Raw genomic sequence first — 18,003 nt, forward strand, 5'->3', positions numbered from 1 at the left:
TTCTTCGTGGCCATCGGCCATGAGCCAAACTCCGGTATCTTCAAGGAGTACCTGAACCTGGACGAGAACGGCTACATCCGCACCATCCCCGGCACGGCCAAGACCAACATCGACGGGGTCTTCGCCTGCGGCGACGTGCAGGACTTCACGTACCGGCAGGCCGTCACGGCAGCTGGTTCGGGATGTATGGCCGCCCTCGACGCCGAGCGATACCTGGCTGCTAAGGGTTTGCACTAATTCACCGATGGGATATAGCACCAGCGCCACTTTTCAAAGTATAAATCCAGCGTGTGGTGTATCACAATAAAATGGCTGTGCTGCAGTTTTATTTAGCGAATGACGTGCTGCGGGAAGGCAGCACAGCCAACCTTTTGATGCAAATGTCAAAGAACAAAGCACCCTTCTTTTTTGTACTCTTATCGCTCTGCCTGTTGTGCAGTGGCGGTAGCGCTGTGGCTCAGACCAAGGTGAAAGACCTGTTTAAGGTAAAGACACCGAAGATCGAGTACGTACGACCGGATACTACTATCCTTATCAAGTATGAGGATTTTCCGGATGATGATTCTGACGCTGACCAGTCGATTTATTTTAACCCGAAGAAAGAGCTTTCCATTGTAAGTGAGGATACCTCTGAGCTTGACCTGGGGGAGCAGCACATCGTGGAGATGTCGGAGGAGGTGCTGGTAGATTCTACCTGGATCCGGATTGCCGGTTACTATGCGATTTGGGATACGCGTAATATCAATCCATACCGCATGGACAGCCGTCAGTTGAAGGATACGGTAGACATTAAGCTCTATGATCCTGCCAACGATCGTTCCTATAAGATGCCGCTGGAGAAAACCCCGATCACGAGCCGGTTTGGCCCAAGGAGCGGGCGCTGGCATTACGGCACCGATATAGACTTGGATACAGGAGATTCTATCTACGCGGCCTTTGATGGTGTGATCCGTATTAACAAATGGGATGGCGGCGGTTATGGAAATTACATCGTAGTGCGCCATTACAACGGCCTCGAAACCCTCTATGGCCACATGAGCAAAACCATTTCCCAAACTGGTGATTTCGTGAAGGCTGGGCAGGTTATTGGTTTAGGTGGCAGCACCGGCCGTAGCTCCGGTCCGCACCTGCATTACGAAGTGCGTTTCCAGGGCAACCCTATGGATCCGGAGAACATCTATGATTTCCCGGATTACCTACTGAAAGGCGAAAGTTATCAGATCACCTCGGCGGTGTTTAACTATGCCAACCGATCCAGAAGCAGTGGCAGTAGCAGTGGACGCCGGGCCGCTTATCATAAAATTAGAAGCGGGGATACCCTCTCCGAAATTGCCAAGCGCTACGGTGTATCAGTAAGCCAGTTAACACGACTTAATGGCATAAGTACTCGTACTACCCTACGTGTAGGGCGATCCCTGCGAATCAGATAAAAGCTAAAGAGAATGAAACTAGACATACTTGCCTTTGCCTCACACCCTGATGATGTGGAATTAGGATGTGCCGGTACGCTAATAACCCATGTAGAAGCTGGCCTGAAGGTAGGCATTGTGGACCTGACAGAGGGGGAACTCGGAACCAGAGGAACCCCAGAAACACGTAAGCAAGAAGCTATTGATGCAGCGAAAGTTATGGGTATACCTGTACGCGAAAACCTTGCCTTTGCCGATGGCTTTTTTCTGAATGACCGCGAGCACCAGCTAAAGGTTATTGAGATGCTGCGTAAGTATAAACCTGATATAGTGATTGCCAATGCCCTGCATGACCGCCACCCGGATCATGGAAGGGGATCTGCGTTAGTGTCGGAATCATGCTTTAAGTCAGGGTTAAAGATGGTTAAAACGAAGGATGCTGATGGTGTGGACCAGGAAGCATGGCGCCCCAAGGCTGTTTACCACTACATCCAGGATCGCCCGATTACGCCGGACTTTGTGGTGGATGTTACTCCTTACTGGGAGAAGAAGATGGAGGCCATCCGTGCTTTCAAATCCCAGTTCTATAACCCGGACGATACTTCTCCCAACACCTATATTTCCTCTCCTGAGTTTCTGAGTTTTGTGGAGGCAAGGGCTAAGGAATTAGGCCACACGATTGGAGTTACCTATGGCGAAGGCTTTACCAAAGAGCGCCAAATCGGGGTGAAAAACATGTTCGACCTACTATAAAAGTTTAAAAACTACGCCTCGTTAAAAGAGCAGCTAGTTACACAAAAGTATAAAAGGGAGTGTCGCTGCCATCAACAGCGGTACTCCCTTTTTACGTTATTAGAAGAAACGTTAAACAAAATAACCCCTTGGCTGGTTGTGGTGTATTTAAAATGATATTATAGCCAAACCAAATGAAGAATAAAACGATACTGTTGGCAAGCCGTCCAAATGGGGTGCCAACCCAAGAGAACTTTGCGTTTGAGGTGCAGGATGTGCCGGCACTGCAGGAGGGGCATGTGCTGCTGAAGTCTTTATACGTGTCTGTAGACCCTTATATGCGCGGCCGCATGAGCGATGCAGCGTCATATGTGGCACCATATACAGTAGGTGAGCCTATTACTGGCGGGATTGTGGCAGAGGTAATTGATAGCCGGAACCCCCAGTTTCCGAAGGGCACGGTGGTGATGGACCGTTTGCCATGGCAGCAGTACATTGTGCACGACGGAAGCGGCCTCAGCAAGATAAGCCCCGATATTGCCCCACTTAGCTACCATTTAGGTATTTTAGGCATGCCGGGTTTAACTGCATACTTCGGGCTGCTTCACATTGGCGACCCTAAGCCTGGTGAAACGGTGGTGGTTTCCGGAGCGGCGGGTGCAGTTGGAACAGTGGTAGGCCAGATCGCAAAGCTAAAAGGCTGTCGTGTGGTAGGCGTGGCCGGTTCTGACGATAAAATTGCTTATCTGAAGGAAGCGCTGGGCTTTGATGAGGCTATCAACTATAAAACCGTTGGTGATCTAAAGGAAGCCATGGCGCAGGCCTGTCCGGATGGGGTGGATGTATACTTTGACAACGTAGGCGGTGAGATATCTGATGCCGTGTACCTCAAGCTAAATAAATTCGCGCGTATTGCCATCTGCGGCCAGATCGCCTACTACAATGCTACTTCAGCGCCTACCGGAATGCGCGTGGAGCCTATCCTGCTTAAGAAAAGCGCCCTGATGAAGGGATTCATTGTAAGTGACTTTGCCCAAAATTTCAATACTGCGGCAAAAGACTTGGTAACCTGGCTGAAGGAGGGCAAGCTACAGTACCAGGAAACCATATCAGAGGGCTTTGAGAATATTCCGCAGGCTTTTCTGGGGCTATTTTCTGGGGAGAATACAGGTAAGCAATTAGTTAAAGTGGCTGATCGTGAAGGATAGCCTAATTTTCTGTAAGCCGGCCGTATATGCGATTAAAGTTAAAAATATGCCAGCGGCTTCTAGAACAAATGTTAAATCAAGAAGAAAACTAAACTACTATGAATAATTTCACTTTTTATAACCCTGTTAAGATACTTTTTGGAAAGGGACAGATTAGCGCCATAGCAAACGAGATACCTGCGGGTGCCCGCGTAATGATGACGTATGGCGGCGGTAGCATTAAAAAGAACGGCGTTTATGACCAGGTGATGGAAGCACTCAAAGAGTTTGACGTGACGGAGTTTGGCAACATCGAACCTAACCCGCATTACGAGACGCTGATGCAGGCGGTAGACATTGCCAAGCGCCAGAACATTGATTTCTTCCTGGCTGTGGGCGGCGGCTCTGTTATTGACGGTACCAAGTTCATCGTGGCGGCTATGGAGTATGAAGGCGAGGATCCGTGGAGTATTATGGCCAAACGCGAACCCGTTACAAAGGCTGCTCCTTTCGGCGCCGTACTAACACTGCCTGCCACAGGCTCTGAGATGAACTCAGGCGCAGTTATAAACCGTGTCTCTACAAAAGAAAAGCTGGCTTTCGGAAGTCCGTTTACCTTCCCTAAGTTCTCCGTGCTCGATCCGGAAACGACTTTTACACTACCATTGCGGCAGATCAGTAACGGTGTTGTGGATGCTTTTTCGCACGTGCTGGAGCAGTACCTTACATACCCGGTTAACGCGCCGCTGCAGGATCACTTTGCCGAGTCTATCCTGCTGACGCTGAAAGAGGAGGGGCCGAAGGCTGTGAAGAATCCAAAAGACTATGATACCATGGCTAACTTTATGTGGGCAGCTACCATGGCGCTGAACGGCGTTATCAGGGTAGGGGTACCGACAGACTGGGCCACCCACTACATTGCGCACGAACTGACGGCATTGCACGGTATTGACCACGCCCGCACCCTGGCTATTGTGTTCCCGGCGCTGCTGCGCTACAAGAGCGAAACAAAGAAAGAGAAGCTTTTGCAGTATGGTGAGCGTGTGTGGGGAGTAACGGATGGCACGGAGGACGAGCGTCTGGAGGCAACCATACAGGCAACCATTGCTTTCTTTGAGTCGCTTGACATTAAAACCAGGCTCTCAGATTACGAAGTAGGTGAAGAAACTATTGCTACCATTATCGCCCGCTTTGAGGAGCGTGGTGTAAAGGATCTTGGTGAGCGCGCCGATATTCAAATCAGGGACGTGAAAGAGATTCTCACTCTGAGCCTGTAAGTATAACACTATAAGTATAAAAAAAGGCGCTGCAGTTACCATTGCAGCGCCTTTTTTTATACTTATAGTGAGCTTACTAACTGTCTCCTGCTAAACCTCCTTATCCTCTCGGAGGATGCCTTTGAAAATGATCTTCACTAACCCATCAAAAACCTCCCTTGGCGTTTTAGGTAGCTCCTGCATCAGCCCCTGCGGCACCTGCTCTGTAAAATCTGGGTTCAGGATAGTTTCCAGGGCACTGGCGTAGAGCAGTACCGCCATCGTTCGGTTTACATTTTCCCGAATATACCCCTTTTTATACCCTTCGTTCAACAGTGCGTTAAAGCGCAGAAAGGCAGCGTCTGCTTTGTGCTTTTGCAAAAGCTGCCAGGCCGAAGGAGCGTTTTTCTTGATATCTAAGACAAACTCCGGGTTTATATCGTGCAGCTTGGTGCCCACAAAACCAAAGATGCGCCTTGTTTTATCCGGGAAAGGCAGGCTGTTATCCGCCAGGGTACTTTCCACTTCCTGCTGTATATCCTGCGCATGCTTCCGGATAATTACGTTAAGCAGTTCCTCCTTCCCGGAAAAGTACTGGTAGAGCGTTTTTTTGCTCATACCCAGCCGCTTTGCCAGGTCTGCCATCAGCACCTTACTGTAGCCGTGGGTAAAGAACAGGTCTTTTGCCTCGGCTATTATCCTGTCCCGAGGGTTGTCCGGAGTTTCCATCGTTAGAGGTCTTAATTCTTTTAAGGGGTGCCTGCTCATCTACTTAAAGGCTGTTGATGGTGGGCAACCCCACAAATATATAGATTAACTTATAACTTAAAGGAGGATTTAATGATTAGTTGAGGACTTCGTGTTCCTGCAGTTGCTTAACACATCCTGCCGTTAAAGAACTGTGCGTTCGGGCCATAAATATAGCAGAATGTGTATCTTTAGATGCTAACATCTGACTATGACGTACAAACTTTGCATTTCAATTTTCTGCTGCCTTATACTTTCCAGCCCCGCCATAGCGCAGGCAAAACTATCGAAGAGTCTGCAGCGCAGCCCCTACACCTATATTTATAGCATCTCAACGGAGGAGGCCCGGCTATACCTTGAGAAGGGCCCCAAAGTAGTGCAGGAAAGCTTTTTCCATACTTTGGTGGATTCTTTTGCAGTTCAAACCACGTATCAGAAACAGTTGGGGCAAGGTCATTTCCTATTTGCGTACGCTTCTGGCTCCGACCTGGTGTATGAGATCCATCAAGTGCGGCCATACGGTATAAAATTGTTGCAGAACCAGGCTGACCTAAACGTGCTACTTCACGATACGCTGGGTCAGGCAATTACCGGGGCGCAAGTATGGCTTTCGGGGAAACAAGTGCCTTTCGATGCTGAAACGCAAACTTACAGGCTTGCAAAGCAGAAGGAAGGTGGACTGTTAGAAATTCTTTATCAGGGCCATACCAGCTTTGAGGCTATTTCCCATCAGGATAATGGCTACCGGTACCCTTTCTCTTTTCGGCGACTTATCTATACCAGGCCAATCTATTATCTCTGGAAGCCTGTGCGGGATGTGGTGCAAAGTATAAAGTATGGCCCAAGCGGTTGGATCAGGAGTCTGGTCTCCGTTTTCGATGACACTTATCAGCAGAGCGAGAGCGTAAAGTACAAGGGCTACGTGGCTACCACCAAACCAATTTACCAGCCCGGTGATACCGTTAAGTACAAAGCCTTTATTCTGAAAAAGAACGGACACCCTTACCGCAGGCAGGTATGGTTGGAGATGCAGGTGAATGGGAAGTATAAAACCCTGCAAAAACTGAACCCTTACCGCCCAGGTGCCTACACCGGGGAGTTGGTGTTGCACGATAGCCTGAACCTGGAATTGGATAGGCACCAGTACATGAGCTTTACCAAACCCAGGAAGTATGGCAAAACCCTTATGTCGCAACACTTCAAGTATGAGGACTATGAGCTGAAGGAAACAACGTATGCGGCTAGGCTGGAGAAAGAGAAACTATACCAGGGCCAACTAAATAAAGTATACCTGCGGGGTGCGGATGCGAATGGCCTGAACCTGCTGGACGCCCGAATGGAGCTAGTGGTGCTGGCAGGGCAGGTGTTGCAGGCTGAAAAGCCTGAGGTATTCGTGCCGGATACACTGTGGGTGCACCGGCAACCGCTGGATGCGGAGGGAGAGACAGTGGTTGAATTGCCGCAGCACATTTTCCCGGAGGTCAGTCTTGTCTACCGGGTAGAGGTAGTATTTCTGAACAGCAGCAACGAGCGGGTGGCTAAAGAGGTACGCGGCGAGTACCTGCACAGGCAGGGCCGGTTGGAGCTAAAGCTGCAGCAGGACAGCCTGCGGTTAGAGTACCTGGAAGGAGATACGATGCTGGCGAAAGCCAACGCCATACTTACCGGCTTTGATAATAACGGTAAAGCACTGCAGGAGCAGGAAGTCCGGTTGCCTGCGCTGTTGCCTTTGGACCCCTACATAAGCCACTACCTGCTGCAATGGCAAGGACTTAAACAGAAACTAGACCTGCACCAGCAAGACGACCAACTCAGTCTGCTGACCAACCGTGATACTGATAGTTTATACCTAGCTATCCAGAACCCACGTAAGCTGCCCTATTGGTATTTTTTGTACCGTAAAAACCGGTTGGTAGCGCGGGGGCAGGGGCAGGAAAGAGCCTGGAGCAGCAGCCTACCCCTGAAAGGTGATGCGCCATACTTTGTGACGCTGCAGTATGTGTGGGCCGGCGAAGCGAAAGACCAGGAGCAGAACGAACCATTGCTCAAGCAGCGCCTTAATCTAGACCTACAGGCGCCTAAGGTGGTGTTTCCGGGACAGAAAGCAAGTATGACGTTGGCCGTAACGGATTATGCTGGTAAGCCTGTTCCGAAGGTCGATCTTACCGCCTACGCCATCACTTCCAAATTCAAAGAAAACAACCTGCCTAACCTGACTAGCTTCGACAAGTATAAAGGCCGCAAAAAACTAAAGGAGCTCAGGCTTTCCGGGTTGCATGGCGGCAGCGCCAAACCACTGGACTGGGAACGCTGGAGCCAGCGAATGGGCCTGGACAGCCTGGCCTACTATGACTTCCTGTATCCTGAGCGAGGCCTGTTTCAGGAGTACTCCCTCAGCCGCGACAGCGTAACCCAGTTTGCGCCCTTTGTAGTAGACTCGGGCAGAGTGCAGCCGGTGCATGTCATTTTTGTGGATGAGGTGCCCGTGTACTTCTCCGGCACGGATGTACTGCCCAACTATGCCTTTCCTGCCGATTCAGGTTACCATACGATTAAGCTGCGTACAGCCGAACAGCTAATCACCCTGGAGAAAGTATACTTTAAGCCGCAGCACAAGCTTACACTAAGTATAGATCTGGATATCCTTACAGGGGCATCTACACCACGCACGCAAGCGCTGCAGAACCAGGAGCGTGACATGCTTAATCGCTATTTGTTTCAGGTGGAGCGAAACTTCAATAAGGACATCACTTACCTGAAGCAGGGGCAGGTGGTGCAGGTGCTACCGCAGTATGCCTGGCAAAACAGAAGACAGGTACCGTATAGTGGATACAATGAGGGTAGGATTTTGGCCGGCCCGTTTTTACCGGACAGAATGAAGTTCAATCGCCTTGGCAGTATCACTACCACTTTCACGCCAGAACCCGACTACTTGCTCACATTTGAGCCGGAACTCTTGAAGATGCGGGAAGCCAAGGTTCTGCCAGACCGAGTATGGCTCAATAAAGCCCCATTACCACAAGAGCAGATCCGTTTGTTTGACGAGGCAGTAAACGAAGCCGACTTACAGCAGCAGCATGAAGAACAACTGCGCCAGTACTACCTGAGCCGGGTTTATGATAAGAATACCCATCACCACCCGGATGAGGCCCCTGGGCTTATCATGTGGCAGTTAGACACGGCAGTGTATGCGCAACCTGAGCATGTTATACTTTATGCAGCTGCCGGAGGTATGGCACAGGCTCGCATCCACAGTGGGTTTACGCAGCAACTGAACAAAGTAGAGGCTGGCAAGTATGAGTTGGTGCTGTTGTTCAGGGAGGGACAGTACCTGCGCAGGCAGGTGCAGGTAAAGCCAAACGGGCAAACGTGGCTGCACTTTTCCAAGGCAGAGGTAAAGGAGAGAGACAAGTTTGGCAGGCAAATTCAGGAGGAGTTGGAACGGCAGGTAAGCAAAGCTAAAATTGTGCACCCTGAACCAAAAGAAGTCTCGGCAGTAGCCCCGGCAACACCCACTTACAATCAAGGCAGTTTCAGCCACGCTATTTATGGGCGGATAACGGATAAGGAAGGCAACCCGATCCCGGGGGTAACAGTGGTTGTGAAAGGAACTATGGTGGGCACAGCCACAGACGCAAACGGCGGCTACAAGTTATTTGTCCCTTCGGATGGAATGCTTACGATCAGGTTTATCGGGTATAACACACAGGAGGTGGCGGTGCGCGGTAACAGCCGGATAGATGTGGTGCTGGAAGGAGACATGAAGCAGTTAGAGGAGGTGGTTGTTACGGGGTACGCTGCTGTTAGAAAAAACAGCAGGTATACTCCTGTTGTGGTAGAAGAAGAAAAGCCAGAATTTAGCAATCATTTAGCAGGTATAGCAGCAGGTGTAGTTATTGGCGGGAACATCAGGGTACGCGGTGTTTCCGCTGTGGCAGGTGCAGAGCCGCTGCTGATCGTGGATGGGGTGCCCTTTAGTGGGAAGAAATCCGATCTTAACCCGAAGGATATTCTGAAGATTACCACTCTTAGCGGGCAGGAGGCAACGGCATTATACGGCGCGGCAGGGGTAGCAGGTGTAATCATCATTACTACCAAAAGAGGGGGCGGAGGTATGGCTTTTGGAGAAGCCACCGGAGAACAGGCGGCAGGCAGCGGTATCCGGAGCAATTTCTCTGACTACGCTTTTTGGCAACCGCGCCTGGTAACAGACAAGGCCGGTAAGGCTACGTTTGAGGTTGTCTTTCCGGGGGATGTGACGAGTTGGAACACGCAGGTGCTGGGCATGGACTACAAGAAACGGAGTGGCATGTTGCGCAGCAGCATCCGATCCTTTAAGGCGGTAATGGGCACATTAAGCCTTCCTCGATTTCTGGTGGAGGGAGACAAAGCACAGGTGGTGGGCAAAGCGCTCAACTATCTACCTGACTCCACCCGCATCCGCACCCGTTTTGAGGTAGGCGGAGAGGTTACCAGGACACAGGAACTGACTTTAAGCCGTTCATTAACTGATACGCTGACAATAACCGCACCTATAGTTGCCCCTGATTCTGTGGAGGTGCTTTATGCACTGCAGCAACCAAACGGGTTCGAAGACGGGGAGCGACGCCATGTAAAAGTATACCCTAGGGGCGTGGCCGAGACAAACGGATTGTTCCTGCAACTCCCCCGCGACACGACTTTCACATTGGATTTTGATCTTGATAAAGGCCCGGTTAACCTGCACGTGGAAGGCAGCCTGTTACAAGTAATGCTTGATGAGATAGACTACCTGCACAAGTATGAATACTGGTGCAGCGAGCAGGCCGCCTCAAAGTTGAAGGCTTTGTTACTGGAGCAACGCATCAGGCAGTTGCTTAGTGAGGAGTTCAGGCATGAGCGGGATGTTAAAAAATTAATCAAGCACCTGGAAAAGACCCAGTTGGAAAGCGGACAGTGGAGTTGGTGGGAGAGTGGCCAACCCTACCTCTGGATCAGCCACCACGTAAACGAGGCATTGTTAGCTGCTAAGTCGGCAGGTTATACAACCAACTATAAACAGCAGCAACTGGTGGATGATCTGGTATACCGGCTGGAGCGGCCAGGAGGGCAGGACAAGTTACGTGCCCTGGAGATGCTTTATTCACTGGAAGCAAAGGTGGAGTACCCGCGCTACATTGCAGCGTTGGAGAAACTGCCCAAGCTTTCGCTGGAGAACCAGTTCAGACTGACCCGGCTGCGGCAACAGCTAAGCCTGCCCGTGCAACTGGATACCCTCCAGAAGTATAAACAGCACACCATGCTGGGAGGAGTTTATTGGGGGGAGCAGAAGTATAGCCTCTTCAACAACAGCATCAGCAACACGCTGCTGGCATACCAGATACTGAGAGCAGCAGGTGGGCATGAGCAAGAGTTGATTCAAGTGCAGGCGTGGCTGCTGAACGAAAGGCGCAGTGGTCACTGGCGCAACACGTATGAGTCGGCCAAGGTGCTAGAGACGCTGCTGCCCGACCTGCTGCGCGGCGGCAAAATGCTACAGGAAACAAAGCTTGAGCTCAGTGGGGCGCTGCAGGCAAATATAAACTCCTTCCCATTCGATTCTACATTTAATGCGGATAAGCCGCTGCAGATTAAGAAGCAGGGTACGCAGCCTTTATACTTTACAGCTTACCAAACAACGTGGGTGCGAAACCCGCAGGCGGTGAAAAAGGATTTTGTGGTAAAAACACACTTTAAAGGAATGGGAAGCGCAGCCGTGCTGGAAGCCGGAAAGCCAGTTGAGCTGGTAGTGGAGGTTACAGCCAGGGGCGATGCCGATTTTGTAATGATTGAGGTGCCCATACCAGCGGGTTGCTCTTACGGAGAGAAAATGCAGAACGGCCCGAATGAGGTGCACCGCGAATACTTCCGCCATAAAACAGCTATTTTCTGCAGCAGCCTGAAAAAAGGCAGTTATACATTCAGCATTATGTTGCAGCCCCGGTTCAGTGGCAGGTACACACTGAACCCGGCTAAGGCAGAGCTAATGTATTTTCCTACTTTTTATGGCAGGGATGAACTAAAAGAGGTGTGGATCAAGTAACTTGATTCATCAAATCAGAAAAGCTTAGGCCATTTTTTGCATTAATATGTCATCCAATGTCTTAATTGGCGGGTGTAATAGCGCTGGCAGGTATACATTAAAAGCTTGATATATAGTGCAGACTATTTATTTGCAATTATTATGTTTCTGTAAATTTTATTTCTTCTAAACTTGTATTTTTAAAGGGAGTCTTCTAAATTGCATCAAGCAGTTCCGGTAAAAGCTTACCGGGAAAACAAAAAACAACCGACGACAGTTAGTAAACAAATTAAAAACAATGCTGATAAAGTACACATTTCATGTGAAGTTGTATCTCTCAGCATCAACAGGCAATCTAACTATTAGCCAATGCTAGACATCATCAACCTAATCGTTTTTTCCGGTATTTTTAACTTGTTGTTCTTCTGGTATGCCTCTACCAAAATGAGATCGAAACCGGATCCGATTAAAACCCTGATTGTATCGTTTGTTTTCTCTATTCCACTAAGCTTCCTGTTGGTTGGCGTGTATACTACCATGCTGATCTATGCTTACAAGAGTGGTGCCAGCGAAGATGCCATGTGGGAATACATGGAGCAGGAGGAACTGCAATAGACTGATTTTATTTTACTAGTATACTTCTGAAACAGCAAAAGCCACCTTAACCAGTGGCTTTTGTTGTTTCAGAAGTATAAAGAAGGCTATCCTGTAAGAGATAGCCTTCTTTGCTTAATTAATAGTTTATTTAGTGACTTCCGGCACTGCTGCCAATATCTGTACCGCCATCCTGAACGTCAGCGCTGCCCCGGCTACCGCTCTTTTGCGATGGGGCCCCGCCAACTTTACCTTTCATGGCTTCCTCGTTGCTGATGGTTTTGCTCTGTCCGGTTGGGTTAATGTTTGGTACCTTGTTGCCCTTGTTCAGGGTTTTGTCAAGATCCTCGTTCTTTAGTTTGTCTTTATTCTTATCGTTCTTGTTCATCGTGTTATTCTTTTAATTTAAATAATAGCGAAGGAAAATATCCTTAATACAGCTTCTTTTTATTAAATACTAATAGCGTTCATTCCCGCCATACCCATAACGGTCCGCGTTGTTTTTGTCCCGAGACTCGTTTTGCTCTGGATGCCGGCTGGTGTAATAACCGTGATAGCTTCGGCGATGGCCGCTCAGCGGATCATATTTCGTATTCCAGTCAGGGTCGTAGTTGCTGGTACCATCGTACCCAAAGCTTAGAGAACCTGCCTCGTTGCCGTAATTCTCTCCGCCGCCCTGTCCATAATGGTCGGGACCATAGTCTGCGCTAAAGTTTCCGGCTCCGTAAGGGTCATTGTCCGTCATCCGGTCATGCACTTTGCCATGTCTTCGGCGACCCTGCTGGTAGGTATGATCATCATTTCTGAAGTGGCCCTTGTCGTTCCAGTCGGCGTAGTTACCGCTGCGGTAGTGCTTATCGCCCTGGTCGCGGTAGCGGCTGTCCATGTTATAGTTATCATGGTCGTAGCCGCGGTTACGGTCCGCCTCGTTATAGTTTCGGTTATAATCCCGGTTATAATTTCGATTATAATCGCGGTTATAGTTCTGGTTGTAGTTATCGCCCTGATGTTGGCGTTGCGATGGCCCGGAATGCCAGTCCCAGGTAGACACGTTGTGGTGGTTACTGTCTACATCGAAACGGTAAGCACCGCGGTAAGTGTCCTCGTTAGGGCGAGATTGCCTTTCAGGATACCTGCCTGGTTCATTTCTGTCCCTGTTTTGATCTTCTCTATTTCGATTCCAATAGTTTCCTTCCATAGTTAATAAGGTTTGTTTTTGATGTATACATTTTAACGGATGCGGGGCCTTGGGGTTTAACACTGCCTTAACCCTTGGGCGGGGCTGTCCCGTAATAACAGGTAGAGTAAATCAATCCATTTAAATTTCTAAACTATGGAAGACGAAAGAAGAGATGATTATAGAAGACGAGAAGACTACCGCGAGGACAGGGAAGCACATTGGCTGCACGGCCATCATCATGGGCAGAACTCCGACCGCGGCAACTATACGGTAGATACACATTTTAACCGTGGTTACGGCGATGCTTCCGACAGTCAGTACGGCGATACACGCAGCTTTAACACCAATGCTGACCAGAGCCAAATGTCGCCGCAGGGTCGTTTCCAGTCAGGAGGAGCCCACTACAGCGGGCCGGATTATACCAGAGGCAATCGCGGCAGTGATAATCCTTATGGCATGAGCTATGTGCCTAGGGACGAGTACAATTCCGGTCGCCATTACGAAGCGCGGGCTGACTATTCCGACAGAAACTACGACGACTTGCGCCGCAGCGGGCAGTCAGCTTACCGGTATGGTATGGGTGATGAGCGTTTTGGGCATGATGTGCGCCGGGGCGAGAGCAGGGGCAACTGGACCCGAAACTCCCGTGGCGATTTCGAATCTTTCCGCAGAAATGAGCAGGGCAACCCGAACTACGACAACGACTACCGCGGTGGCTTTGCCGGAAGGAACTACGCCCGTGGTGAGCGACACTATGGGGAAGGCCAATATTACAGCGACATGGATAACTGGCAGGGCCAGAGCGATGAGAACTACGAGCGATACATGCGCAACCGCGACCGTCGCTAAAGGCTGGAACAAGTATAAGATTGTATAACCACGGTGGCACCGGTAAGGCCGGTGCCACCTATACTTAAAGACAACCATGAGAGACGAAAGAGACATGCATTACGGCGACTTCAGCAGGAACTACAGGCAGGAGGGCCACGATAACCACCGCCATTGGCGCTTTCACGGGCGAGAACACGCCCATCTGGGTGATACACGCAATGAACCAGGAGAGCATTACCGTCTACAGCACAGCCGTGAGTACGGCAGCAGGGGAGGACGGGCCGGGAACCGGGAAGATTATTACAACGAGATGTATGACATCTCTAACTATACCGACCAGCCAAGGTCAGCGGACTACGGTCTGCCTCGCGGAGCCGACAACGACTTAAATGATGTGGAGCGCTTTCCATATGCCGAGGGGCCATACAGCAGGCAACCCCGACATTACCGCTACAACAGCGGCTATAACCCCAATTATGATAACCCGGAAGAAGGCGACCGCTACCGCGACTTCGACAGCCGTGGCAACCATGGTTACCGCCACGATAGCTCGTACGGAAACGCAGACGAGTTCCGAGATTTCGGAGATGACCACTATGGCCGGCACGACCGCACCAACAGGGGAAACTATGGCTATATGGGAGGGTATAACAGATAAGCCTAACACACTTTTTTGTAACCATTCCGTATAAGAAGCTGTACATTGTATTAAATTTCCATCTGAGAAAAGGCCGCGGCAGGAGCTGCGGCTTTTTTTATGCCCATTTCCTTCGCTTGCTGCCTCATTTGCAAATGCAACTCACCTGCAAATATTGCATTGATTTAACAGTCATACTTACTCCTCCATTTTCTAACAGATATTTTTGAACAAAATCTTCTGAGCGATAGTTGACATAGTGTAAACAATGACGTATGTTTACGTCATACTTCATGAATATCACATGACCTATACCAAAGCCATACAGTTTGGCCAGGAGCAGCAGGAGGTAGCCCGTATCGCCAAGGTGTTGTCGCACCCGGCGCGCATTGCCATACTTCAGCACCTGGCCGAGACCAAGAGCTGCATCTCCGGCGACATCTCGAACGCGTTGCCGCTTAGCCGCACCACCGTGTCACAGCACTTGCAGGAGCTGAAGAGTGCGGGCTTGATAAAAGGGGAGATAGATGGCCTCACGGTGTGCTACTGCATCGACCAGGAGCAGTACGACAGAGCCAGACTCTTATTGGAAACTATGCTGGCAGCGATTAAGAGTACCTGCTGCGACGATAGCTGCAGCTGTTAAACATAAATATTCAACCGAATAAAGTATAAACCCATGAGCACTTCCATTTTCCCTCGGATGCACGTGAGCCTTTACGTGTCCGATATCAGCAAAACCACTGAATTTTATACTTCCTTCTTCGGCCAGGAGCCGGCCAAAGTAAAACCGAACTACGCCAAGTATATACTGGATACTCCGTCGCTGATCATCTCGTTTGTAGAGAACCCAGAGCGGGTGCAGCAGAACTTCGGTCACCTGGGCTTTCAGGTAGAAACGCAGCAGGAGCTGGAGCAGCGCCTGGAGGTGGCTAAAGCCCACAGCCTCGTATCGAAGGAGGAGATCGGAACAGCCTGCTGCTATGCCGTGCAGGACAAGTTTTGGGTGGAGGACCCGGATGGCGTACAGTGGGAGGTATACTACTTCCATGAGGATGCTGAGTTCAACGATCCGCATTACGAGAGTACCGATGCCAGCGCCTGCTGCATGCCGCCAGCCAAAGAGGAGAAGCCAAAGGTGCAGCTTACGGACATCAGCTTTATATCTGATTTTGAGGGCGAGGCTTGTACACCCGGCGGTGGCTGCTGCTAAGTATAAAGTATAAATAGTAAAGCATCAGCAAGTATAACTAGCATACTTGCTGATGCTTTTATCGCTATAGCTAAACCAATACTAAAACATGAAAATTGCCTTCTTTAGTGACATCCACGCCAACCTGCCAGCCTTTGAGGCCGTGCTGCAGGACCTGCATGAGAAACAACCCGATATGGTGTACTGCCTCGGCGACCTGATAGGGTATAACGTGTGGGCCAACGAAGTGGTGGAACTCATCCGCCAGCACCGTATCCCGACCATAGCCGGTAACTACGACGAGGGCGTAGGGATGAACAGCAGCGACTGCGGCTGCGCCTACAAAACCGAGGAGGATAAAGCCCGAGGCAACCAGTCTATCAACTTCACCAATGAGATCATCAGCAGCGATAATCGTAAGTACCTGCGGGAGTTGCCGCGCCATATTTGGGTGGAGTTTCAGCCGAAGGAAGAGGAGAGGCTGCGGATTTTGATGGTGCATGGCAGCCCGCGCAAGATAAACGAGTACCTGTTCGAGGACCGCCCTGAAAGCAGCATGGTGCGGCTGATGGAAGAGTCCGGGGCCGACATTATGCTTTTTGGCCATACGCATAAGCCGTATCACCGGCAGTTGGTGTCGGAGCAGGAGCAGAAGTATAAACACGCCATTAACCTGGGCTCGGTAGGCAAACCAAAGGACGGCGACCCGCGTGCCTGCTACGTGCTGCTGGAACTGGATGAGAACAGTACTGCCGCCGTGGCTGAAAGTATAAAAGTGGAGTTCGTGCGTGTGCCTTACGATGTGGAGCAGGCTGCCCGTGCCGTGGAAGAGAGCCCGCTGCCTAACGATTTTGCCGATATGCTGCGCAAGGCTTATTAAAGTATAAAGCATAGCTATTTATACTTCATCACTTAAAGTATACCTATAGATAATATGACTACCTGCAACCCTACTTATAAACGTAAGCGCCTTTCCTTCCTGGATCGCTACCTTACCCTCTGGATCTTTCTGGCGATGGGCTTGGGTGTGGCGTTGGGGTACTTCGTGCCGGGCATGGAGGGCTTTATCAACTCTTTCCAGAGTGGTACCACCAATGTGCCTATTGCGCTGGGCCTGATCCTGATGATGTACCCGCCGCTGGCTAAGGTGCGGTACGAGCAGCTGGGCAAGGTGTTCCGCAACTTCAGGGTTCTGTCGGTTTCGCTGGTGCTGAACTGGCTGGTGGGGCCGGTGCTCATGTTCCTGCTGGCCATCCTGTTCCTCCGCGACTACCCAGAATATATGGTGGGCCTGATCATGATTGGACTTGCCCGTTGCATTGCCATGGTAATTGTATGGAACGAGCTGGCCGAGGGCGACCGGGAGTATGCTGCCGGGCTGGTGGCCTTTAACAGTATATTCCAGGTGCTGTTCTACAGCGTGTTTGCCTATCTGTTCATCACGGTGCTGCCGCCATACTTTGGTATTAAGGGCGAAGTGGTCAGTATAAGCATGGGCGAGGTGGCCGAGAGTGTGGCCATTTACCTGGGCGTTCCGTTTGCTGCCGGCCTGCTCTCCAGGGTGGTGCTCAAAAGGATGAAAGGAGAGGAGTGGTACCAGCAGAAGTTCATCCCGGCTATCAGTCCCATTACACTTATCGCGTTGTTATTTACCATTGTGGTGATGTTCAGCCTGAAAGGCAATACCATTGTAAGTATACCTTTCGATGTGCTGCTGCTGGCCCTGCCGCTGATGATCTACTTTGCGGTGATGTTCCTGGTGAGTTTCTTTGCCGGTAAAGCCGTGGGGGCGGATTACTCGCAGAACGCCGCGATATCGTTTACAGCCGCAGGAAACAACTTTGAACTGGCTATTGCCGTGGCCATCGGGGTGTTTGGTATCAATTCCGGGCAGGCCTTTGCCGGGGTGGTCGGGCCGTTAGTGGAGGTGCCGGCGCTCATTTTGCTGGTAAACGTGGCGCAGTGGCTGCGGAAGCGATTTTATATTTCTAAGAAGGGAAAAGAAGCAGTTTCCCGCTGAGAAGTGTGGGACAGCAAATAAAGGCCTGCTTCTGTGCCTCCTAATGTGCCAGCTGTTGTGGAACAAGTGGCGTGGGCTCTTAGGGTCGATCTGGAAAAGAAGCTAGAACTTAGGCAGACCTCCTATAAACCTGTGCCACCTAACATGGGAAGAATTGTCTGTGCTGTTTACCTAGCTA

The 18,003-nt window shown here is 50.3% G+C and carries 16 protein-coding genes; 13 read left to right on the plus strand and 3 right to left on the minus strand.

The window, feature by feature from the left end; translation table 11 throughout:
• The 5 genes from OO017_RS17640 to OO017_RS17660 form a co-directional block, all read left to right on the plus strand.
• A partial coding sequence (locus OO017_RS17640) for an FAD-dependent oxidoreductase (RefSeq protein WP_266054020.1) occupies positions 1-237 on the plus strand: 237 nt, incomplete at its 5' end.
• 56 nt (positions 238-293) lie between these two features.
• Complete coding sequence (locus OO017_RS17645) at positions 294-1,430, plus strand: peptidoglycan DD-metalloendopeptidase family protein (RefSeq protein WP_266054021.1); 1,137 nt, start codon at positions 294-296, stop codon at positions 1,428-1,430.
• A 12-nt stretch (positions 1,431-1,442) separates the two neighbouring features.
• The gene (bshB1, locus tag OO017_RS17650) at positions 1,443-2,162 is read left to right on the plus strand and encodes a bacillithiol biosynthesis deacetylase BshB1 (RefSeq protein ID WP_266054022.1); all 720 of its coding nucleotides are present in this window, start codon (positions 1,443-1,445) and stop codon (positions 2,160-2,162) included.
• A gap of 173 nt (positions 2,163-2,335) precedes the next feature.
• Positions 2,336-3,349 (plus strand): NADP-dependent oxidoreductase, encoded by a 1,014-nt coding sequence (locus tag OO017_RS17655; RefSeq protein ID WP_266054023.1) that lies wholly within the window; start codon positions 2,336-2,338, stop codon positions 3,347-3,349.
• Positions 3,350-3,447: 98 nt separating this feature from the next.
• Entirely contained in the window at positions 3,448-4,605 is a 1,158-nt protein-coding gene (locus OO017_RS17660) for an iron-containing alcohol dehydrogenase (protein WP_266054024.1), read from the plus strand.
• 90 nt (positions 4,606-4,695) lie between these two features.
• Here the strand turns inward: OO017_RS17660 and OO017_RS17665 are convergent, their stop codons facing one another.
• A complete protein-coding gene (locus tag OO017_RS17665; protein ID WP_266054025.1) occupies positions 4,696-5,313 on the minus strand; it encodes a TetR/AcrR family transcriptional regulator in 618 nt (205 codons plus the stop codon).
• Positions 5,314-5,542: 229 nt separating this feature from the next.
• Between OO017_RS17665 and OO017_RS17670 the strand changes: the two genes are divergently transcribed.
• Together OO017_RS17670 and OO017_RS17675 are read left to right on the plus strand one after the other, a co-directional pair.
• Positions 5,543-11,392 (plus strand): carboxypeptidase-like regulatory domain-containing protein, encoded by a 5,850-nt coding sequence (locus OO017_RS17670; RefSeq protein WP_266054026.1) that lies wholly within the window; start codon positions 5,543-5,545, stop codon positions 11,390-11,392.
• Positions 11,393-11,740: 348 nt separating this feature from the next.
• A complete protein-coding gene (locus tag OO017_RS17675; RefSeq protein WP_266054027.1) occupies positions 11,741-11,986 on the plus strand; it encodes a hypothetical protein in 246 nt (81 codons plus the stop codon).
• Positions 11,987-12,116: 130 nt separating this feature from the next.
• Here OO017_RS17675 and OO017_RS17680 read toward each other — a convergent pair whose 3' ends face one another.
• Both OO017_RS17680 and OO017_RS17685 read right to left on the minus strand, forming a co-directional pair.
• On the minus strand, positions 12,117-12,353 hold the full coding sequence (locus OO017_RS17680) for a hypothetical protein (RefSeq protein ID WP_266054028.1): 237 nt from the start codon (positions 12,351-12,353) through the stop codon (positions 12,117-12,119).
• 69 nt (positions 12,354-12,422) lie between these two features.
• The gene (locus tag OO017_RS17685) at positions 12,423-13,163 is read right to left on the minus strand and encodes a hypothetical protein (protein ID WP_266054029.1); all 741 of its coding nucleotides are present in this window, start codon (positions 13,161-13,163) and stop codon (positions 12,423-12,425) included.
• Between the two features lie 135 nt (positions 13,164-13,298).
• Between OO017_RS17685 and OO017_RS17690 the strand changes: the two genes are divergently transcribed.
• The 6 genes from OO017_RS17690 (at position 13,299) to arsB (ending at position 17,825) form a co-directional block, all read left to right on the plus strand.
• Positions 13,299-13,994, plus strand: a complete 696-nt coding sequence (locus OO017_RS17690) for a hypothetical protein (protein WP_266054030.1) — start codon at positions 13,299-13,301, stop codon at positions 13,992-13,994.
• A gap of 76 nt (positions 13,995-14,070) precedes the next feature.
• Positions 14,071-14,634, plus strand: a complete 564-nt coding sequence (locus OO017_RS17695) for a hypothetical protein (protein ID WP_266054031.1) — start codon at positions 14,071-14,073, stop codon at positions 14,632-14,634.
• A gap of 247 nt (positions 14,635-14,881) precedes the next feature.
• Positions 14,882-15,259: an ArsR/SmtB family transcription factor gene (locus OO017_RS17700; protein WP_439651326.1), complete on the plus strand. Its 378-nt coding sequence runs from the start codon at positions 14,882-14,884 to the stop codon at positions 15,257-15,259.
• A 33-nt stretch (positions 15,260-15,292) separates the two neighbouring features.
• Positions 15,293-15,826 carry an ArsI/CadI family heavy metal resistance metalloenzyme gene (locus OO017_RS17705; protein WP_266054032.1) on the plus strand — a complete coding sequence of 178 codons (534 nt, stop codon included), beginning with the start codon at positions 15,293-15,295 and terminating at the stop codon, positions 15,824-15,826.
• 88 nt (positions 15,827-15,914) lie between these two features.
• Positions 15,915-16,685, plus strand: a complete 771-nt coding sequence (locus OO017_RS17710) for a metallophosphoesterase family protein (RefSeq protein ID WP_266054033.1) — start codon at positions 15,915-15,917, stop codon at positions 16,683-16,685.
• Positions 16,686-16,739: 54 nt separating this feature from the next.
• Positions 16,740-17,825, plus strand: a complete 1,086-nt coding sequence (gene arsB, locus OO017_RS17715; protein WP_266054034.1) for an ACR3 family arsenite efflux transporter — start codon at positions 16,740-16,742, stop codon at positions 17,823-17,825.
• Positions 17,826-18,003: the final 178 nt, after the last annotated feature.

The sequence above is a fragment of the Pontibacter anaerobius genome (assembly GCF_026241195.1).
GTDB lineage: Bacteria > Bacteroidota > Bacteroidia > Cytophagales > Hymenobacteraceae > Pontibacter > Pontibacter anaerobius.